The 14,829-nt window shown below is 51.5% G+C and carries 9 protein-coding genes; all 9 read left to right on the top strand.

Going from position 1 to position 14,829, the window contains the following annotated elements; all coding sequences use genetic code 11:
• Window positions 1-27: 27 nt before the first annotated feature.
• The 9 genes from ACAN56_RS05885 (at window position 28) to ACAN56_RS05845 (ending at window position 14,829) form a co-directional block, all read left to right on the top strand.
• Complete coding sequence (locus tag ACAN56_RS05885; RefSeq protein ID WP_379141130.1) at window positions 28-1,857, top strand: sensor histidine kinase; 1,830 nt, start codon at window positions 28-30, stop codon at window positions 1,855-1,857.
• Window positions 1,850-3,367 carry a response regulator gene (locus ACAN56_RS05880; protein ID WP_379141128.1) on the top strand — a complete coding sequence of 506 codons (1,518 nt, stop codon included), beginning with the start codon at window positions 1,850-1,852 and terminating at the stop codon, window positions 3,365-3,367. The genes ACAN56_RS05885 and ACAN56_RS05880 overlap by 8 nt, the downstream gene beginning before the upstream one ends.
• Before the next feature lie 165 nt (window positions 3,368-3,532).
• The gene (locus ACAN56_RS05875; RefSeq protein WP_379141126.1) at window positions 3,533-5,053 is read left to right on the top strand and encodes an ABC transporter substrate-binding protein; all 1,521 of its coding nucleotides are present in this window, start codon (window positions 3,533-3,535) and stop codon (window positions 5,051-5,053) included.
• Window positions 5,054-5,145: 92 nt separating this feature from the next.
• The gene (locus ACAN56_RS05870) at window positions 5,146-6,072 is read left to right on the top strand and encodes an ABC transporter permease (protein ID WP_076114341.1); all 927 of its coding nucleotides are present in this window, start codon (window positions 5,146-5,148) and stop codon (window positions 6,070-6,072) included.
• A gap of 38 nt (window positions 6,073-6,110) precedes the next feature.
• Entirely contained in the window at window positions 6,111-7,028 is a 918-nt protein-coding gene (locus ACAN56_RS05865) for a carbohydrate ABC transporter permease (RefSeq protein WP_340897070.1), read from the top strand.
• 31 nt (window positions 7,029-7,059) lie between these two features.
• Window positions 7,060-9,354 carry a glycoside hydrolase family 3 N-terminal domain-containing protein gene (locus ACAN56_RS05860; RefSeq protein ID WP_379141122.1) on the top strand — a complete coding sequence of 765 codons (2,295 nt, stop codon included), beginning with the start codon at window positions 7,060-7,062 and terminating at the stop codon, window positions 9,352-9,354.
• Between the two features lie 2 nt (window positions 9,355-9,356).
• A complete protein-coding gene (locus ACAN56_RS05855; protein WP_379141120.1) occupies window positions 9,357-12,467 on the top strand; it encodes an alpha-mannosidase in 3,111 nt (1,036 codons plus the stop codon).
• 24 nt (window positions 12,468-12,491) lie between these two features.
• Window positions 12,492-13,811 carry a glycoside hydrolase family 125 protein gene (locus tag ACAN56_RS05850; RefSeq protein WP_340897073.1) on the top strand — a complete coding sequence of 440 codons (1,320 nt, stop codon included), beginning with the start codon at window positions 12,492-12,494 and terminating at the stop codon, window positions 13,809-13,811.
• Window positions 13,812-13,830: 19 nt separating this feature from the next.
• The gene (locus tag ACAN56_RS05845; protein WP_342436558.1) at window positions 13,831-14,829 is read left to right on the top strand and encodes a glycoside hydrolase family 130 protein; all 999 of its coding nucleotides are present in this window, start codon (window positions 13,831-13,833) and stop codon (window positions 14,827-14,829) included.

The raw sequence follows: 14,829 nt of genomic DNA, 5'->3' as shown, positions 1-14,829 counted from the left end.
TAGACAATAGATCAAGGAGGGTTGCTTATGCGGAGAGAAACCCTGTATCGCAGGTATTTTAAAGATAATTTGTTTTTGCGTTTTATTCTGATTGTGTCCTGCATATTCGTTGCCAGCATTATAGTTTTTTCCTACCTCATGTTGATGCTGATATCACAATCTGCGGTGCAGAGGCAGATGGATATTCAACGAAAGACGATGGAGAGCGTCAGCAACTATGTCGAGCACAAGTACCAATCCGTCCAGGACATCATACGGGATGTATACCGGGATGGGGATCTGGCCAGCAACACCACCTTTCTGCTGGAAAATCCTTTCGGCGAATATGTCGAGCACCGCCTGGACCGTTTTTTTATCTCGAACGAGTCGAATTCCGATGTTGTGCAATATTTTCAGAATAAAATCGACGATGACCCGGATATCAGAAGCTTGATGCTGTACAGCGCCAACCAGCAGGTAATGTATTTTTACAGCAACCGCAGGCAGTTTGATATGGTGTCAACCAATGCCGCCCATTCGTTTGTCCCGGATACGATGTATCTGGATGAGGCCAGCAATGTTTCTATTCCGAATATCTGGGTGCTTAAGAGCCTCGGTATGCAGCGGTCGCCGATGTTCTCGGTGCGTGTTCCCATCAGCAATAAGGCATCGCTGCGTAATATTGGCCAGATGCTCGTGTATTTTGATTCCGCTTCCATTTGGCAGAGCATGAAGAATTATCAGCAGGATTTCAAAGGCACCATTCTTGTGCTTTCCGCTCAAAATGATGTGTTGTTTGATACCTCCGGCAAAGAATACGGTAAAAAATATCTGGAGCTGCAAGAAATGACTTCCGATGAGGATATATCCCTTGACGGTATGGTGGCTACCCGCCTGACCCAGAGCCAAGGCGGTTATTCGGTAGTCAGCCTTATCTCCAAGCAAGAGCTTGAGGAAACGTACAGCAGTGCCCGCAATACGATCATTACCATAGCTGCCGTATGCATTTTGTTCGCGGTATTATTGCCGGCTATGTTCATCTCCAGTTTCGCCAAAAGGACACATCGCATTATCCGCTTTACCCGCAAGGTGAAGAACGGGGATCTCAATGCGCGAATCTCGGATAGCCGGGAAGATGAACTGGGACAGATCGCCAAAAGCTTCAACGACATGCTGGACGAATTGAACCAGTATATTGATAAGGTGTTTAAAGCTGAAATCAAACAAAAACGTACCGAAATCGCTACGCTTGAAGCGCGGGTGAATCCGCATTTTCTCTATAACACCTTGGAAGTCATCCGCATGCGTGCCGTTTCCAGCGGTGCCAAAGACGTGGGCGATATGATCTACAGCCTGTCCGTCTTGTTCAAATCCTATGTCCGGCCCAAAGCCAGATATACGTTCAAGGATGAACTGGAGGCATGCAAGATGTACCTGGAATTGTTCCGGATCCGCTACACAGACCGCTTTGCGTATACCATCGAATGCGAGAAGGAGCTGGAGAATTTGCCGGTGCTGAAGATGACGCTTCAGCCGGTCATCGAAAATTATATTTTGCACGGAATGCGGACCGGGCAGAAGGATAACTGGATTAACATCAGCGTCTATCCACAGGAAGGAGTAATCCGTGCCGTCGTTAGTGACAATGGCCGGGGCATCGCGGAGGAGAAACTGAGCCGGCTTCGGCTGGATCTGGAGCAAGACGACGGGCTGTCCGAATCCGAGTCATTTGGTCTGCGGAGCATTCATGACCGCCTCAAGCTAATGTACGGAAAGCCTTATGGCATCGAGCTTATGAGTGAAGAAGGAGCGGGAGCGGGTACAACAGTCATCATTACTTATCCCTATCCCGGCGAGGAGGAAATGAACCATGTATAAGGTATTTATTGTGGATGATGAGCCGTTCATACTTACAGGCTTGCGCGACATATTGGACTGGGAGCTGCTCGGGCTGGAGATTGTCGGCCAAGCCGAGAACGGACAGGAAGCGTTGGATATGCTTAGGGAAGTGCCTGCTGATATTCTGATTACCGATATCTCCATGCCTGTCATGTCAGGACTGGAGTGTATTCGTGCCGTAACGAAATTCCGCCCGGAAATAAAAGTGATTGTGCTCAGCGGATATGATGAATTCATGTACGTCAAAGAGGGCTTGTCTCTGGGAATTGAGAACTATCTGCTTAAGCCGATCAACCTGGCGGAATTCCAGAGTACCCTGGAAACTGTCGTCGAGAAGCTGAATGTCTCCAGAGTAGATATGGAGTGGTCACAGTATACGGCATCCGTGCTCAAGGATAATATGCTGCTGCGCTGGATGCGGAATCAGATTGACCGGAACGAACTGTCGGAGCGGCTGCAGCTGCTTGGCTTGCCGATCAATAAGCGGTTTATTCAAGTAGCCTTGATTCAGACAGAGATGGAAACGGAATCATTTCAGGTGAATACCGCTGCGCTGGCTGAGAGCAGCGCTTGGTTCTTCACCTTCTGGGACGCCGATAATGATTTTGTACTCGTACATAATTTTGAGGACAAAGACGCCGGGCCTGCGGAAATGGATGCCATTCTAAAGAGAATGATCGGCACCTGTCCTGCTGATCTGCGGATTCGCGCTGCTGTTGGAGCGATAGAGGAAACGGAGACCGCTGCTCACCTAAGCTATGAATCAGCAAAACAGGCGCTGGAATTTCTGACAATCCATCCGGAGCGCAAGCTAATCTATTATGAACAATTGAAGGAGCGCAAGAAAAATTTAAAAGATAGCCTGCCGGAGGACTGGAACGAATATACGAAGTTAATCATCTCCAAGGATACGCCAGCGTTAATGGAGAGAATCGACTCGTATCTGTCAGAGGAACGGATGGAAGGGATCACGCCTGACCTGCTTCAGGAGATCGCACTGGACTGGATTCTGTATTTCCGCATGCTAATCAAGGATATCCGAAGCGAGATGGAGCGGGAACTCATTGCGGATGTATTGACCTCCATCAGAACGGCAAATTCCCTCCCGGCGCTGTCTGTGGCTTTGAAGAATACGGCCAAAAAAGTCATTGAGCTGCTGGAGCGCGAGGTGAAAAGCCCGGTGGTCAATCAGGTGCTGAACTACATTGAGAAATCCTATGGCGAGGATCTGTCCCTGAAAAAGCTGGGTTATTCGTTCAATATTCATCCGGTGTATTTAGGGCAGCTATTTAATAAAGCAGTCGGTGAATCTTTTGCGGAATATCTGAACCGTTACCGGATTGAGAAAGCCAAGGAACAGCTTCGCACGACGAATTGCAAGGTTCATGAAATCGCGAAAAATGTTGGTTATTGGGAGATGGGCTATTTTTACAAGCAATTTAAAAAGTATGTAGGCATTTCTCCGACTGAATTCAAAGGGCTGCTCTAACGGTTGCCCTTTATTTTCTTTATTTTATACATCAGTTTATATAGTTTATCTTCTATTTGAAAATGCTTTCATTCAATAAAATGGAGACAGAGCTTAAGGAAACAGGTTGCCGGTGATAACAGGCAGGTCTGGATTCCCAAGCTAATAAAAAGGGAGGTACAGCAGATGAGCAAGAAAAAGAAAAGCTTCTCCTTATTGCTGACATCGTTGTTAGCGCTTTCTCTAACGTTAAGCGCTTGCGGAGGCAATAACAACAACAAAACAACTGACACCAATGGGGAGAACAAGGCGGGCAACAACACCGCGACAGAAACGGGAAGTTCTGAGAAACCCGTAGAGTTGACCTGGTATACCATTGGAGCACCGCAGAAGGATTTAGACAAAGTACTTGAGGAAGTTAACAAATACACGCTCGAAAAAATCAATGCAACAATTGATATGAAAATGATTGATTTCGGGGATTACACGCAAAAAATGCAAGTCATGGTCGCCTCAGGCGAGCCTATGGATATTCTGTTTACTTGTTCCTGGGCTTTTGATTATGTGCAGAATGCACGTAAAGGTGCGTTTATGCAGCTGGATGAACTGCTGGATAAACAAGGAAAAGGTATTAAGGATACGATTGATCCCGCCTTCCTTGAAGGCTCCAAAGTCGACGGCCATAATTACGCTGTTCCGGCGAATAAAGAGCTCCCGGCACAAGAGGTATTCCGCTTCAATAAAGAATTGCTGGACAAATATAAGCTGGATATCACCAACGTGAAAACTATGGAAGGTCTGGAGCCTCTGCTGAAAACGATCAAAGAAAATGAACCGGAAGTGACTCCATACGCAATGGTCAAGGACTTTATGCCGGTTCTGCCTTTCGATTACATTATCGAGAAAATGCCTATGGCCGTATATATGGACACCAAGGACTACAAGGTTGTAAATATCCTGGAATCTCCTGAAATTAAAGAAGCCCTCAAAACGGTCCGCAAATTCTATAAGGCAGGCTATATCTCTCCAGAAGTAGCAACCACCTCATCAGTTGATGACTTGTACAAATCAGGCAAATGGTTCACGGACCGGGCGGCTACCCAGCCGTTGGCCGACAATCTGTGGTCCGCAAGCTACGGTTATCCGGTGGTCTCCACTCCAGCCGGTCAGCCTTACATCTATAACTGGTCCGTCATGGGCTCCATGCAGGCCATCTCCGCCAACTCCGAACATCCTGAGAAAGCGATGGAATTCCTTAATCTGTTGAACACAGACCCTGTACTGCGCAATATGATTGATTCCGGTATTGAAGGCGTGCATTACGAGAAGGTCGGCGACAACATGGTCAAGAATCTGCCGGATGCGAAGAACTATGATATACCTACTTTTTCACTCGGCAACATCATGATCAACTATTTGAACGAGGGCGACCCTGAGAACAAATGGGAAGAGTTCAAGAAATTTAACGATGCCGGCATTAACGCGCCGCTGCTCGGGTTCAACTTCGATACGTCGAAAATAACCAATGAAATCGCGGCGGTACAAAATGTTAAAGAGGAATTCTGGGCCCCGCTCATGACGGGAGCAGTAGATCCGGAAGAATATCTGGCCAAAGCCAATGAAAAGTTCAAGGCTGCCGGACTGGATAAAATTATCACTGAAGCTCAATCACAGCTTGATGCCTGGAAAGCAGCGAACAATAAGTAGAAACTTATTCAAGATCGGGCGGGTGATTAGACTTTGCCCGGTCTTTTGATTATGAAGACATTGATCTTTGCGGGATAGGAGGAATAAGTATTATGGGTAAAATTCGAAATACAACCCGAGATGTTGTGAGAAATAAAGTACTGCTGTTCATGGTTCTTCCGGGTACGTTATGGTTTTTATTTTTCTCCTATCTGCCAATGATCGGGACGGTCATTGCCTTTAAAGAATACCGTTTCAGCCGGGACGGGTTTTTGGCCAGCATCGTAAACAGCAAGTGGGTTGGCTGGGATAACTTCAAGTTCTTATTCACCACGAACGATGCGTATCTGATTACACGCAATACACTGTTGTATAACATGGCTTTTATCGTGGTGGGACTGATCTTATCGGTGCTGCTGGCGGTAGTGCTCTCTGAGATTGCCAATAAAAAGCTGGCCAAGCTGTATCAGACGGGGATGTTCCTGCCGTATTTTCTGTCCTGGGTGGTCGTGGGCTATTTTGCTTTCAGCTTCCTCAGCTCGGAGCGGGGATTGCTGAACGAAATATTCGGAAGCCACATTTCATGGTATTCAGAATCAAAATACTGGCCTTTCATTCTTATCTTCGTGTACTTGTGGAAGGCAGTAGGATATAACAGCGTAGTCTATCTGGCCGCGATCATGGGCATTGACAAGTCGCTGTACGAAGCGGCGATGATCGACGGAGCAAGCAAATTTCAGCAGATCCGCAACATTACGCTTCCGCTACTCAGTCCGATTATCACCATTATGACCTTGCTTGCGATCGGGAAGATTTTTTATGCGGATTTCGGACTGTTCTATCAAGTGCCAAGAGATTCGGGGACGCTCTACAGCGTGACCAATGTTATCGATACGTATGTGTACCGCGGACTCAAGACGACCGGTGAGATCGGCATGAGCACAGCTGCGGGCTTGTATCAATCAGTGGTTGGTTTTGTTCTGGTCATTACCTCCAATTACATCGTGCGGAGATTCGATAAGGACAGTGCCTTATTCTAGGTCAATGAAAGGTCAATGAAGGAAAGTGAGGGAATCCTATGTCTGCAAATCCTGCTAAAGCGCGCAACTTCCATCAGCTGTCTAAAGGATGGAACATCATTTTTAATTGCATTGCCGGCGCTTTTGCTTTTCTTTGTATTTTTCCGTTTCTGTTTGTGGTGATCATCTCGTTCACCGATGAAGGAGCGCTTGCCCGGGAGGGCTACAAGCTAATCCCCTCTAAATGGAGCATTGGTGCCTATCAATATATCTTTGATTCAGGTGACACTTTACTCCGTTCATACGGGGTGACTATCTTTGTAACGGTGATCGGCACCATTGTCAGCCTGCTGTTTATTGCGCTGTACGCCTATGCCATTTCACGTAAAAGCTTTAAATACCGCAACTTCTTCGCCTTCTTCGCCTTCTTCACGATGCTGTTTAACGGGGGGCTGGTGCCGACCTATATTGTCGTGACCCAGTTTCTTGGATTGAAGGACAGCATTTGGGCTTTGATTCTGCCGCTGGCCGTCAATGCCTTTTATATTATGATTCTGCGCACCTTCTACAGCACCAGCGTGCCGGATGCCATTATTGAGTCCGGGAAAATCGACGGGGCCGGCGAATTCCGGGTTTTCCTTACCCTTGTTCTGCCGCTGTCGCTGCCCGGCTTGGCTACGATTGCACTGTTCAGCACGCTCGGGTACTGGAACGACTGGTTCAACGCCTTGCTTTATATTGATAATCCCGATTTGGTGCCGCTGCAATCGATGCTGATGCGGATTGAGACCAGCATGCAATTTATCCTGCAAAACTCGCAAAACAGTTCGCTTAGTCTGGAGGCGCTGCGGTCTATGCCTCAGGATACATCGCGTATGGCCATGGTGGTGCTTGCCACAGGTCCGATCATTTTTGCATATCCATTCTTCCAGCGTTATTTCATCCAAGGACTTACCGTAGGTGCAGTTAAAGAATAAGACAGAACAGGAGAGCGGGTGTGGGGACAAAATGATTTACAAAGACCGTACGAAGCCGATTAAGGAGCGGACAGCGCACCTGCTGGGGCTGATGACGCTGGAGGAGAAGGTGGGCCAGCTGATTCAGCTTTTCGGCTGGCAGACCTATGAATATACAGAAGGCAGAGTAGAGCTGGGCGAAAGCTTTAAACGTCAAGTCCGGGAAGGCGGCATCGGCTCCTTGTACGGAACCCTGCGGGCCGACCCCTGGACCGGCGTTACGCTGGAGACAGGACTGAGCCCGCGTGCCGGGGCCGAGGCGGTAAATGCCATTCAGAGCTATGTGCTGGAGCATTCCCGGCTTGGAATTCCTATGCTGATCGGGGAAGAGTGTTCCCATGGACATATGGCTATTGGCGCAACCGTATTTCCCGTTCCGCTGCTTCTCGGCAGCACTTGGAATGTGGATATTTACAGGGAGATGTGCCGGGCAACCGCGCTGGAGACCCGCGCCCAAGGCGGGACGGTTACGTATTCGCCGGTGCTTGATGTGGTGCGTGATCCCCGCTGGGGCCGTACCGAGGAATGTTTTGGAGAGGACCCTTATCTCATCGGCGAGTTCGCCGCCGCTTCCGTTGAAGGGCTGCAGGGCGATGCACTGGATAGCGAATCCAGTGTTGGCGCTACGCTGAAGCATTTTGTTGCCTATGGCAGCTCGGAGGGCGGCAGGAATGCAGGTCCCGTGCATATGGGGAAGAGAGAGCTTCTGGAAGTGGATATGTATCCCTTCCGCAAGGCAGTCGCAGCCGGTGCCGTGTCAATCATGCCTGCCTACAACGAAATTGATGGAGTGCCTTGCACCAGCAATACTGAGCTGCTGCGGGACGTGCTGCGTGGAGCGTGGGGGTTCGACGGCATGATCATCACCGATTGCGGTGCCATTGACATGCTGGCTTCCGGCCATGATACGGCAGCGGACGGTGAAGAGGCTGCTGTGCAGGCCATTCGGGCCGGTATTGATATGGAGATGTCTGGCGAGATGTTTGGCCGTTATCTGCTGCAGGCTGTCACTTCCGGCCGTCTGGAAGAGTCGCTGCTGGACGAAGCCGCTGCCCGTGTGCTGGACCTGAAATTCCGGCTGGGCCTGTTTGAACAGCCGTTCGCCGATCCTGATCGGGCGGAGCGGGTCATTGGCAGTCCAGAGCATGCCGGTTTGGCGCGTACAATCGCCGCAGAAGGTATTGTGCTGCTGAAAAATAACGGTGTCCTTCCGCTGTCCAGACGCGGAGGCACGGTCGCTGTCATCGGGCCCAACGCCGATGCCGGCTATAATCAGCTCGGCGATTATACCTCGCCGCAGCCTCCATCCAAAGTGGCAACTGTTCTGGATGGCATCCGGCATAAGCTCTCGGCAGAGCCGGAGCGGGTAAGATATGCGCCGGGCTGCCGCATCAAAGACCATTCCACCGAAGGTTTTGACTTTGCAGTGGAGGCGGCGGCCGGGGCAGATACGATCATCCTCGCACTGGGCGGGTCCAGTGCCCGGGACTTTGGCGAAGGAAGTATTGATTTAAGAACCGGAGCCTCTAAGGTTACGCACAATGTACTCAGCGACATGGACTGCGGGGAAGGCATTGACCGGATGTCGCTTCAACTGTCCGGTGTTCAACGGGAACTTGTGAAGCGGCTGAAATCTCTCGGCAAACCTATAGTGGTCGTCTATATCAATGGCCGGCCCATCGCCGAGCCGTGGATAGATGAGCAGGCGGATGCGATTCTTGAAGCCTGGTATCCGGGACAGGAAGGCGGCCATGCTATCGCGGATATTCTATTCGGCGATGTGAACCCTTCGGGGCGGCTGACTGTATCCGTCCCGAAGGATGCAGGGCAGCTTCCCGTTCACTATCTGGGCAAACGGTCCCGCGGCAAACGTTATCTGGAGGCAGATTCGCAGCCGCAATATCCGTTCGGCTTCGGGCTAAGCTACACCGAATTCAGTTATACGAATTTGCGGGCAGAGCCCGCTGTTATTCACGCGGACGGGACTGCCGAAGTGACGGTGGAAGTGGAAAATACCGGCCGCTGCAGCGGAGCGGAAGTGGTTCAGCTGTATATTTCCGATCTTGTCAGCAGGGTAACCCGACCGGCCAAGCAATTGAAAGGCTTCCGCAAAATCCGGCTGGAGCCGGGTGAAAAGCAAGTGGTTGCTTTTACGGTCAACGGAGAGCACTTGAGCTATATCGGACCGGAGTACACACCAGTGGTTGAACCGGGAATATTCAGAATTGGAGTTGGCAGAAATGTCAACGATACGCTCAATATTGAACTTGCGGTGGTGGAGGAATAGACATGGAACGAATCAATCGGTTTATCCGCGAATTGGCCGAGCGGCAATGGCTTGAATACAAGGCCATTGAGGATTGGCAGGTGTACTCAACGGAATATCGGCAGCCGGGAGATTATGACACGCTGCAGGTGTTCCCGGGCAGTGAATCCTTTGGATTGTTTCCCAGTGTGCAGGGGACGACTTATATTCTCCGCACCACCTTGGAAATCCCTCCGGAATGGCCCGCAAAGGGAATCGGACTCATCTTCCAATCCGGCGGAGAAGGCCTGCTGCGCCTTAACGGAAGGTCCTGGCAGGGATTGGACCGCAACCATACCTTCGCAACATTGAATCCGGAGGTGGCCGGAAGAAGTCCGAAGCTGGAGATTGAATTGTATGATCCCATTCCGGAGCCCGACGATCCGCTGAACAAGCAGGCGGTAATACAGCCGCCGATCCGTTCCATCACCACCGCGCTGGTGAGGGTTAACCGGCCTGTGCAGTCCTTAATGTATACTGCGACCGTAATCCGTGATTCAGCGCTGCTGCTGCCGGAGCAGGATTTCCGGCGTGCCCGCTTAATGGAGGCGCTGAACCGGGCCATGGATTCATTTATCCTGTTGCACCTTGAAGAGGTAAAGGACGGCAGCCTGATCGGCGGCATCGAACAAGCGCTGATCGAAAGTGTCCGGAAAATCGGCGGCAACAGTGAAGGCTTGATTCATATGGTAGGGCAGTCGCACATTGATATCGCCTGGCTGTGGCCAAAGCGGGAAACCGTCCGCAAGGCCAGCCGGACCTTCTCGACCGTGCATTCGCTGATGGAGGAATATCCGCATTACCGCTATGCCCAGAGCCAGCCCCAGCTTTTTGCTTATCTGAAAGAGAATGATCCTGAACTGTACAGCAAAGTGAAGGAGCGGATTCGGGAAGGACGCTGGGAACTGGTAGGGGGCATGTGGGTGGAGCCGGATTTGAACATTCCCAGCGGCGAATCCCTGATGCGTCAAATGCTCTACGGCCAGAGTTTCTACCAGGAGGAGTTCGGACAACACTCCGAGATTGAATGGCTGCCGGACACCTTCGGTTATTGCGCTTCGCTGCCGCAAATATTGAAACACGGCAAAGTGCGTTATTTCATGACGACCAAGCTCGGCTGGAATGATACGAACCTGTTCCCTTACGATTTGTTCCATTGGGTCGGTATTGACGGCACCTCGATGCTCTCTTATATGAACCATGGTGTGAATGAGAACACCCTGCCTAAGGATATCCATGACCACTGGCAGTCTTACCGTGAAAAGTCAGCCCACAGCGAGCAAATGCTGCTGTACGGGCATGGCGACGGAGGCGGCGGGGTTACTAGAGAGATGCTGGAATATATTGACCGTTCCGAGCTGATGGTAGGTCAGCCAGCTTCAGCTTATAGCACCGCGGCCGGATTCTTCGCGGGAATTGAGCAAGCCCGGCCGGAGCTGCCTTCTTGGCAGGGAGACCTGTATTTGGAGCTGCACCGTGGAACGTATACTACACACTCCCGGAATAAGCGCAATAACCGCAAAGCTGAAATTCTGTACCGGGAAGCGGAATTGTGGCAGACACTGGCAGGCAGCCTCCTTGAGCCGGACCAGTCCGGAGAAGTGGGACGTGCGCTGCATAAGGGCTGGAAGCTGATATTGCTGAACCAGTTTCACGATATTATCCCGGGGTCATCCATTCCAGAGGTCTATCAGACCTCGGAGAAGGAGTACCGCAGCATTTTCAGCCTAGGCGAAGGCAGCCTGGAGTTGGCTATGGAAGCGGTGATTGCCGGTATCAATACACGCGGGGAGGGCATCCCGTATGCGGTGCTGAACAGTCTGGGCTGGCAGCGGGACATGATTGTTGACATACAGACTGGGATCAAGGAAGCCAGCTTCTTGTCCGCCTATCAGGAGGATGGAACCAAGCTGGAATCGGAGACCCTCGTCATTGATGCTAAAACCATCCTTCGCATCCGTGTGCCTGAAGTTCCCCCGTTTGGGTACAAGACGGTCTGGTTGAGAGAAGTTGACCCGCCAGCGGAGATGGACCGGAACTGCGCGGCTTCCTTTGAAGATAGCTGGGAAACCGCATTTTATCGTCTGAAGTTCAATGAACGGGGGGAGATCGCCAGTTTATACGATAAACAAGGCGGGCGTGAGATTGTCAAACCGGGAGAGCAGGCCAACCGCTTTCACTTCTTCCATGACCGTCCTATTCTATGGGACGCCTGGGACATTGACAGCCGCTACGAACAGCAGCCTGCCGGAGAGGCCGTTCTGCTGGAGAAGAAGCTGATCTCCTCAGGGGAGGTCAGTGATGTGCTGGGCTTCCGCTGGAGTATCGGCCAATCCGAAATCGAGCAGGAACTGGTTCTGTACCATCAAGATCCGCGGATTGATTTCAAGACCAAAGTGGTCTGGAACGAAGCCCATAAATTGCTGAAGGTTGGTTTCCCGATCGATGTAATGGCTACCAAGGCGACCTATGAAATCCCATTCGGTGCGCTGGAACGGGTGACACACCGCAATACAAGCTGGGAACAGGCGCAATATGAGGTGTGCGGGCATCGTTTTGTGGATGTGGCGGAGCATGACTACGGCGTCAGTCTGCTGAACGACTGCAAATACGGGTATGACGTACAGGGCAGCACGATTCGGCTGTCGCTGCTGCGCGCGCCGAGATGGCCGGATAAGGCGGCGGATCTCGGCACCCACGAGTTCACCTATTCACTTTATCCGCATGCGGGAGATTGGCGCGAAGCCCATACCCTGCGCAAGGCTGCCGAGCTGAATCTTCCGGCACATGCGGCTGCATGTACACCAGAAGAAGGCAAGCTGCCGGCTTCGGGTTCCTTGATCGGCTTCAACGGGAATCACGTAGTGCTGGATACGGTCAAATTGTCGGAAGACGGGAGCGGCAGCATTCTGCGGCTGTATGAGTCGGCGGGTGGCCGTGAAACGGTGGAGATCAGCTGGCCGCTGCCGCATGCGAAGGTATGCCTGTCTAATGCGCTGGAGGAAGAAACAGAGGTACTTCATGAACAAGCAGGGAGTCTCCAACTGGAATTTGCTCCTTTCGAAATCAAGACGATCAAAATCATTCATTCCTAGACTAGGCAGAAGGAGAGATTCATATTGGAACAATTCAGACTTCCTCATATTGTGATGCCGGAGCTGCCGCTGCCTCCGTCGATTGCGGCGGTACTGGCGGAAACCGATCAGAAGCTGGCACACCGGCCGAAGCTGCGGCAGCTGTTCCGCAACTGTTTTCCCAACACCCTGGAAACAACAACCAAGCTGCTGGAGGACGGGACCACCTTCGTCATTACGGGCGATATTCCGGCAAGCTGGCTGCGTGACTCGGTCGAGCAGGTCATTCATTATGTGCCATTTGCGGGCAATGATCCCGAGCTCCAGCGTATCATCAGCGGGCTGATCAAGCGCCATATTCAATACGTTCTGATCGACCCCTACGCCAATGCGTTTAATGAAACGGCGAATGATTGGCATTGGAATGCCGGAGATGTGACGGAGATGTCGCCATGGGTCTGGGAGCGCAAATTCGAAATCGACTCGCTGTGTTTCGTGATCCGGCTGGCCCATGCGTATTGGGAAGAGACGAAACGGACCGACTTCTTCACGGCGGATTTCAAAAAAGCGCTGCGGCTCATTACCGATCTGTTCAAGCGGGAACAGCATCACTTCGAGCAATCCCCGTACCGCTTCACCCGCAATAACGGGATTCCCGAGGATTCGATCCGCAACGGCGGACTGGGCATGCCGGTCAATTATACCGGGATGATCTGGTCCGGCTTCCGTTCCAGCGACGATGCCTGTGATTTCCATTACAACATTCCGGGCAATATGTTCGCGGTTGTGGCCTTGCGGCAGATGCAGGATTTCGCCGAATGGGTCTTCCGCGATCTGGATTTCCTGGCGGAGCTTAAGGCGCTGGAACAGGAGGTCGACCATGGCATTAAGCTGTACGGCATCTACCGCCATCCGGAATTTGGGCCGATTTATGCATACGAAACGGACGGCTACGGCAACTACAGCCTGATGGACGATGCCGGAACGCCGGGCCTGATCTCCATTCCTTACCTTGGCTATGTGAAGAACGACGACCCGGTATACCAGAATACGAGACGTTTCGCGCTCAGCAAGGAGAACCCTTTCTATTTCGAAGGCAAAGTTGCCAAAGGCATCGGCAGTCCGCATACACCGCCGGGCTATATCTGGCACATGGCGCTGTCGATGCAGGGATTAACGGCGGACAACAAGGAAGAGAAGCTGGCGATGATCGACATGCTGGAAGCAACCGACGCCGATACCGGGTACATGCATGAAGGGTTCCTGGCAGATGACCCGCATATCTTTACCCGCAAGTGGTTCGCCTGGTCAAACAGCCTGTTCTCGCAATTGGTCTGGCAGGCGTTGAGAGAAGAAATCTTGTAACTGAAAAGGAGACATGATCATGACTACAATTATTGGAGACAAATTGTCAAATATCCCTTGGCAGGATAAGCCGGCAGGCATAAATGCGCCCGTATGGCGGTATAACGCCAATCCGATCATTGAGCGCAATGCCATACCGAGTTCCAACAGTGTATTTAATTCGGCCGTCATTCCCTTTAAGGACGGGTTTGCCGGCGTATTCCGCTGCGATTCCAAATCCGTCAGCATGGATATTTTCGCCGGCTTCAGCGAAGATGGTGTGAACTGGAAGATCAATCATGAACCCATCGTGTTCCAAGGAGACCCCGAAATAATTACGCGGGAATACCGTTACGATCCCCGGGTTTGCAAGATTGATGACCGTTATTACATCTCCTGGTGCAACGGCTATCACGGGCCAACCATCGGGCTTGCCTATACCTTTGATTTTCAAACCTTTCACCAGCTGGAAAATGCCTTCCTGCCCTATAACCGCAACGGCGTATTGTTTCCGCGAAAGATCGGCAGCCATTATGCCATGCTCAGCCGTCCGAGTGATACGGGACACACGCCTTTCGGAGATATTTTCTACAGTGAAAGCCCTGATCTCACCTTCTGGGGCAAGCACCGCTATGTAATGGGCACTGTTAATGGGGATGCTTCCGCCTGGCAGTCCAAAAAAATCGGCCCGGGCCCCATTCCGATTGAGACCGACAAGGGCTGGCTGCTGATCTACCACGGCGTGATCAATACCTGCAACGGGTTTGTCTACCGCATGGGCTGCGCGCTTCTGGATCTGGACGAACCTTGGAAGGTAAAGGCACGTTCGCGCAACTATATTCTCGGCCCGGAAACCTTGTATGAATGTGTGGGCGATGTGCCGAATGTAACCTTCCCTTGCGCAGCGTTGACGGATTCGGCCACGGGGCGGATCGCCATCTATTACGGCTGTGCCGACACCGTGACCGGACTCGCCTTTACCACCGTGGATGAGCTGCTTGAGTATATGGAGGAATTCCCTTTGAAGGCTGAGGTGTAG

Source organism: Paenibacillus paludis (assembly GCF_042610515.1).
Lineage (GTDB): Bacteria > Bacillota > Bacilli > Paenibacillales > Paenibacillaceae > Paenibacillus_AQ.
Note: the sequence above shows the minus strand (reverse complement) of the source record. Positions and strands in the feature narration are given on the sequence as shown.